Annotated in this window: 5 protein-coding genes; 2 read left to right on the top strand and 3 right to left on the bottom strand. The window is 64.4% G+C overall.

Features of this window, described 5'->3' with window-relative positions; all coding sequences use genetic code 11:
• On the bottom strand, nt 1–685 hold a 685-nt coding region (locus ADK28_RS06160; RefSeq protein WP_048795179.1), incomplete at its 3' end, for a transporter substrate-binding domain-containing protein.
• 285 nt (nt 686–970) lie between these two features.
• Here ADK28_RS06160 and opgB point away from each other — a divergent pair.
• Together opgB and ADK28_RS06150 are read left to right on the top strand one after the other, a co-directional pair.
• A complete protein-coding gene (gene opgB, locus ADK28_RS06155; protein ID WP_033639925.1) occupies nt 971–3,274 on the top strand; it encodes a phosphatidylglycerol--membrane-oligosaccharide glycerophosphotransferase in 2,304 nt (767 codons plus the stop codon).
• Between the two features lie 137 nt (nt 3,275–3,411).
• A complete protein-coding gene (locus tag ADK28_RS06150) occupies nt 3,412–4,875 on the top strand; it encodes an AMP nucleosidase (RefSeq protein ID WP_048795178.1) in 1,464 nt (487 codons plus the stop codon).
• Nucleotides 4,876–4,911: 36 nt separating this feature from the next.
• Here the strand turns inward: ADK28_RS06150 and nac are convergent, their stop codons facing one another.
• Together nac and ADK28_RS31310 are read right to left on the bottom strand one after the other, a co-directional pair.
• The gene (gene nac / locus ADK28_RS06145; RefSeq protein WP_048795177.1) at nt 4,912–5,835 is read right to left on the bottom strand and encodes a nitrogen assimilation transcriptional regulator NAC; all 924 of its coding nucleotides are present in this window, start codon (nt 5,833–5,835) and stop codon (nt 4,912–4,914) included.
• 51 nt (nt 5,836–5,886) lie between these two features.
• Complete coding sequence (locus ADK28_RS31310; RefSeq protein WP_126186879.1) at nt 5,887–6,111, bottom strand: hypothetical protein; 225 nt, start codon at nt 6,109–6,111, stop codon at nt 5,887–5,889.
• Nucleotides 6,112–6,175: the final 64 nt, after the last annotated feature.

Raw genomic sequence — 6,175 nt, 5'->3', positions numbered from 1 at the left:
AGGCCGCCTTCACCAGCCCGTTGGCCTTGCAGCGTTCGATAAACGCGTTCACGTAGGCGGCGCCCTGCGTTTTTTGCCGCGGCACCGCCATCGCCTGGCGGATAGCGGTGAAATGCCCGTCCAGCACCCGGTAGCCGGGATGGGAGGCCGCGGCGGCCAACAGCGGTTGACGCACGCCGGCCGCCGCCTCCAGCCCCCGTTCGAAAAACAGCGCGATCGCCTCGGCGGAGGTTGCCGCCCGCACCAGCTGCGCCTGCTGCAGCGTGCGCGATAAAAACAGATCGTACGCCGCCCCCTGGCCGACCGCGATGCGCACCTCCGGCCGGTCGAGCTGCGCCGCCTCAAAGTAAGGCGCGTCGTTCGCCACCAGGTAAGTCCCCTCGATGATCACGTAGGGTTCGCTGAAAGCGATTTGCGCCGCGCGCACCGGCTCGATAGCCATAAACGCCAGGTTCCAGGCGCCGCTGTCCAGGTCGGCGAACACCTTGCCCGCCGCGTCATAGGTGACCAGTTCGAGCGCCACGCCCAGCTCCTGGGCCAGCGCGGCGGCCAGCTCCACCGAAGCGCCTTGCGGTTTACCGCCGGCCCCGGCCTGCGCCAGCACCGGATTGCCGTAGTTGATCGCCGCGCGCAACACGCCTTGCGGGGCCAGATCGTCGAGTACCGCTGCGGGGATTGTCTGCATACTTCCTCCTGAATGGCTAGTGGGCACACCGTCGTGGCGCTCATTAAGCGTAGAGCGAAACCTCCGACCAGCAAGCTTTCGCCGCCGAGGCCGCCGTCGGCGTGATTAACGTCACACTATTGTCATAAAAATGTACAATAGCCGCCGTTCGTCGGCCGTAGCGGGAGATCGCGCGTTGTTCCGCCGCCGGCAATAGGCTATACCCTTCACTTTTCGCGCCGCGGCACGGTCGGCGGCGCAGACCAGGGCAGCAACGTTTTTTTCCAATCAGACAAGGTTTGGCGGATGGTTTTAGCAGTCGTTTCGTTTGTTCTCTTTTTGGCGTCGATTTTGATTTATCGCACCCGGGCCGCCGCCAACCGCTGGTGGTTCGCCATTTTGCTGACGCTGCTCGGCAGCTATCTGGTGCTGAACGTCATCCTGATCGCCAGCAACTACTTTACCGGCGACGGCATCACCGACGCGGTGATTTACACCGTCACCAGCAGCCTCAAAGGCGCGGGCATCAGCAAATACGTGCTGCCGTTCATCGGCCTGCTGGCGGCGTTGGGGCTTATCTTCGCGGTGCTGGCCCGCAGCCTGCTGCGCCGCAAAGCCAAAGGCAGCAGCGTGGCCTACAGCATCGTCGCCGTGCTGCTGGCGCTGTTTTCGGTCGGCACCACCCCGGCATTTCAGGACATCTCGCTGCTGGTCAAGAGCCAGATCGTCGGCGATACCGCCGATTTCACCACTTACTACAAAGCGCCGAAAAAAACCGTACAGGGCAAGCGGCCGAACCTGGTGTACATCTATGCCGAGAGCCTGGAACGCACCTACTTCGATACCGAGCTGTTTCCCGGCCTGGCCGACGAGCTGAACGCCCTGCGCGCGGGCAGCATCGATTTCAGCAATACCCAGCAATTGCCGGGCACCGGCTACACCATCGCCGGCATGGTCGCCTCACAGTGCGGCATTCCGCTGTTCGCGCCCTTCGACGGCAACGCCTCCAGCGCGGTCTCCACCTTCTACCCGGAGAACGTTTGCCTGGGCGACGTGCTGAAGGCCGCCGGCTACAGCAACTATTTCTATCAGGGCGCCGAGCTGGCGTTCGCCGGTAAAGACACCTTCCTGAAATCCCACGGCTTCGACCACGTTTACGGCTTCAAAGAGCTGCGCGATCAGGTCGCCGATCCGAGCTACAAAAACGACTGGGGCTGGTACGACGACAGCGTGCTGGACGTGGTGTACGGCAAGTTCGTCGAGCTGTCCAAACAGCGCCAGCCGTTCTCGCTGTTCACCCTGACCGTTGATACTCATCACCCGGACGGTTTTATTTCCGCCGGCTGCAGCAAGAAAAGCTACGCCTGGCAGAACAAGGAAAACCGCTCGCTGAGCGCGGTAGCCTGCAGCCAGCAACACATCGCCGCGCTGATCGACAAAATCAAACGCTCGCCCTATTTCAGCAACACCGTGATCGTGGTGTCCTCCGATCATCTGGCGATGAACAACACCGCCTACGACATCCTGACCAAACAGAAGCGCCGCAATCTGTTCTTCATCATCGACGGCACCCGGCCGCTGGCGGAACAGCGCAACGAGAAACGCAGCACGCTGGACAACGGCGCCACGGTGCTGGACGTGATGGGCGGCGACAATTACATCGGCCTTGGCCGCAGCAGCCTGTCGGCGCCGTCGCTGTCTACGGTGTTCCTGAATATCGAAGAGAAGATCAACGGCTGGAAACCGGCGGTGATCAACCAGTGGGGCCTGCCGAACCGCATCAGCGACTACAGCGTGGACACGCGCCAGCGCAGCTTCAGCTTCTCCGGCGTCACCTACAAGGTGCCGTTCATCCTGCGGGTGGGCGATAACCGCATCGAACCGATGTTCAACGTCTACCTCTCCACCCCGCTGCGCAAACAGCTGGCCGGACTGGGGGCGGGGGAGAAATTCGTCTGGGTCGATAAATGCTACGAGATCGGCCGGGTCTGGGCGCCGCAGCTGGCCCTGAGCACCGACATCTGCGTGGCCTCCGGCACCCTCGCCTCGCCGCCGCAGATCGTCCAGGCCAGCGGCGAACGCTTCAACGGCAAGGTGAATTTCACCGGCCCGGCGGCGGACAGCGTCGCCGATTACCAAAACGCCGTCGCCCGCCTGCAGGTGGACGACGCGGCGGTGAAATACCGGGCGGACGCCATCGAGTTCATGCTGCCCGGCATGCCGGAACAGGTGAGGGCCATCACCGGCGTCTCCGCCGTCGAGGAATGGGGCCGCTGGTCCGACGCCAATCTGGCGCCAGCGGTCGACATCGATTACGTCGACCCGCTGCCGAAAAGCTTCGATCTGGTGCTGCGCGCCCGCGCCTACGGCAACAACGTCGGCGAACCGATTTCGGTGCGCGTCGGCGACGAAGAGCGCTTCGTGTCGCTCGGCGAACAGGACAGCACCGTCACCCTGCGCTTCGATAACCCGCGCGGCGCGCAGAAGATCAGCATTACCCCGCCGGCGCCGACCGAGCCGAAAGAGAACGCCAGCGGCGGCTTCACGCCGAAGAAGCTGGGCATCGGCCTGGTGTCGCTGAAGGTCGAAGCGGCAAGTCCCGCCTCCTGATCTCCCCGCCTTCACGGGCGCGGTAATTTCTTTGCCGCGCCCATCATTTCAACCAAGCTTTTACGCCCTTCTTCGGCTAACCTGTGACGGTGAAACGCCGCCAATCCCGCCAGAGCCGGGACATCGAAGGAGAAAGTATGAGCTATGCCCCACCTCGCAGCGGCCTCAGCGCCGATCAGGCACTCGATCAACTGGAAGCCCTGTATGACGCCGCGGTAGACGCGCTGCGGCAGGCGGTCAGTGACTTTATCAGCCACGGCGCCCTGCCGGATGCGCAAGCGCGCGCCGCCGGACTGTTCGTGTATCCCGAACTGCGCGTCAGCTGGGACGGGCAGCAATCCGGCCCGAGCAAAACCCGCGCCTTCGGCCGCTTTACCCATCCCGGCAGCTACAGCACCACCGTGACCCGGCCGCAGCTGTTCCGCCACTATCTGGCCGAACAGCTGGCGATGCTGGAACACGACTACGCCGCCCATATCGAAGTGGCGCCGTCGCAGCAGGAGATCCCGTTCCCTTATGTCATCGACGGCTCCAGCCTGGCGCTCGATCGTTCAATGAGCGCCGGCATCGCGCAGCATTTCCCCACCACCGAGCTGGCGCAGATCGGTGACGAGACCGCCGACGGCCTGTACCACGCCACCGACAACCATTTCCCGCTGTCGCATTTCGATGCGCTGCGCGCGGATTTCTCGCTGGCGCGTCTGCGGCACTACACCGGCACGCCGGTGGAGCATTTCCAGCCGTTCGTGCTGTTCACCAACTACACCCGCTATGTGGATGAGTTCGTGCGCTGGGCCTGCGCCCAGATCGCCGATCCGGCCAGCCCGTACATCGCGCTCTCCAGCGCCGGCGGCACCTACATCACGCCGGAAACCAGCGCGCCCGAGCAGGCGGTGTCCGATCTGGCGTGGAAAAACCACCAGATGCCGGCCTATCACCTGATCTCGCGCACCGGCCAGGGCATCACGCTGATCAACATCGGCGTCGGCCCGTCCAATGCCAAAACCATCTGCGATCACCTGGCGGTGCTGCGCCCGAGCGCCTGGCTGATGATCGGCCACTGCGGCGGCCTGCGCGAAAGCCAGAAGATCGGCGATTACGTGCTGGCCCATGCCTATCTGCGCGACGATCACGTGCTGGATGCGGTGCTGCCGCCGGATATCCCGATCCCGAGCATCGCCGAGGTGCAGCGCGCCCTGTACGACGCCACCAAGATGGTCAGCGGCATGCCTGGCGAAGAGGTTAAACAGCGTTTGCGCACCGGCACCGTGGTCACCACCGACGACCGCAACTGGGAGCTGCGCTACTCCGCTTCGGCGCGCCGCTTCAATCTCAGCCGCGCGGTGGCGGTCGACATGGAGAGCGCCACCATCGCCGCTCAGGGTTATCGCTTCCGGGTGCCGTACGGCACGCTGCTGTGCGTCTCCGACAAACCGCTGCACGGCGAGATCAAACTGCCGGGCCAGGCCAACCGCTTCTACGAAGGGGCGATCTCCGAACACCTGCAGATCGGCATCTGCGCCATCGACTTGTTGCGCGCCGAGGGCGATCGCCTGCACTCGCGCAAGCTGCGCACCTTCAACGAACCGCCGTTCCGGTAACGGTGCTCAGGCCCGCTGCGGCGGGCCGTTTTTTCCTCAACGCACCAGCGCCAACGCGCGCTTCTCCTGGCAGCGGCCGCCGGCGATCGACAGCAACAGGTCTTTCACCAGCAGCGCCGGGGCGGACAGCGCCTGTTGGCTCGACATGCACAGTGACAGCGGCACCGACATCGTCGGCGCATTGATGCGCGCCATCCAGGCCTTGGCCGGGCCGATCATCGCGCGCGCCACCGATTCCGGCAGCACGGTCGCCCCTAACCCGCTGGCGATCGCGGCGCTCAGCGCGCCCGAGGATTCGATCTCCCCCACCACGTTGATCGCCAGCTTGCGCAGCGCCATCGCCTCCTCCAGCTGGTTGCGCACCGCATCGCCCTCACGCGGCAGGAACAGGTTCAGCCGCGCCACGTCCAGCAGCTCGACGCTGTTGCCGGGATGCGGCACCGCGCGCGTCGCCACCAGATAAAGATCTTCCCGCATCAATGCGATGGCGTGCAGCCCGGCGGGCATTTTGGCGCCGTAGACCATCGCCATGTCCAGCGTCTGGTTAGCCACCTGCCCGGCCAACGCCGCGCCGCCGTTTTCATGCAGGCTGAGCAGGATGCCCGGCTGCTGATCGCGCAGGGTCTGCAACAGCGGCAGCGCCAGCTGCGCCGCGGTGCTGCCCGACGCCAGCCCGAGCGACACCTGGCCGCTCATCGCCTGCCCGGCGCTGTTGACCGCGCTCTGCGCCTGCTCGCACTGGCGCAGAATGGTCTGCGCGTGGGCATACAGAATGTTGCCGGCCTCGGTCGGCTGCACCCCGCGCTTGGTGCGGATCAGCAGCTGTTGCTTCAGCTCTCCTTCCAGCGTCGCCAACTGCTGGCTGAGCGCCGGTTGGGCGATGTGCAATACCTCCGCCGCCTGGGTCAGGCTGCCGATATCGACGATTTTCACGAAGTACTTCAGACGTCTGAAATTCATAGTGCCTCCAGCGAGCCGCTAAATTGAGAATGCCGAAATCCGGTCATGCAATCACAGCAAGATCCAGGCCAGAGTCGGTAAACGGCCGTGGAAGCGGGGTACAAGGCGGTAAATGGCCGTTCGCCGGGCGGCGCGCGCCACCGCGCAGGGCAACCGTTGCACCATCGGCAGGCAACGGCGCCGATCAACGGGCAATTCGGCGACGCTGCGCGCGGGATAAGCGACAAAAGCGAGAAAAAGCAGCAGGTTGGGCAATCTTGCAGCAAACGAACGCATCGGACGTCTTCACGCTTTACAAGCCGCAACCGCCCCGCTATTATTCGCCCCGTTCACACGATTC

The sequence above is a fragment of the Serratia sp. 506_PEND genome (genome assembly GCF_001076875.1).
Taxonomy (GTDB): domain Bacteria; phylum Pseudomonadota; class Gammaproteobacteria; order Enterobacterales; family Enterobacteriaceae; genus Serratia; species Serratia marcescens.
Note: the sequence above shows the minus strand (reverse complement) of the source record. Positions and strands in the feature narration are given on the sequence as shown.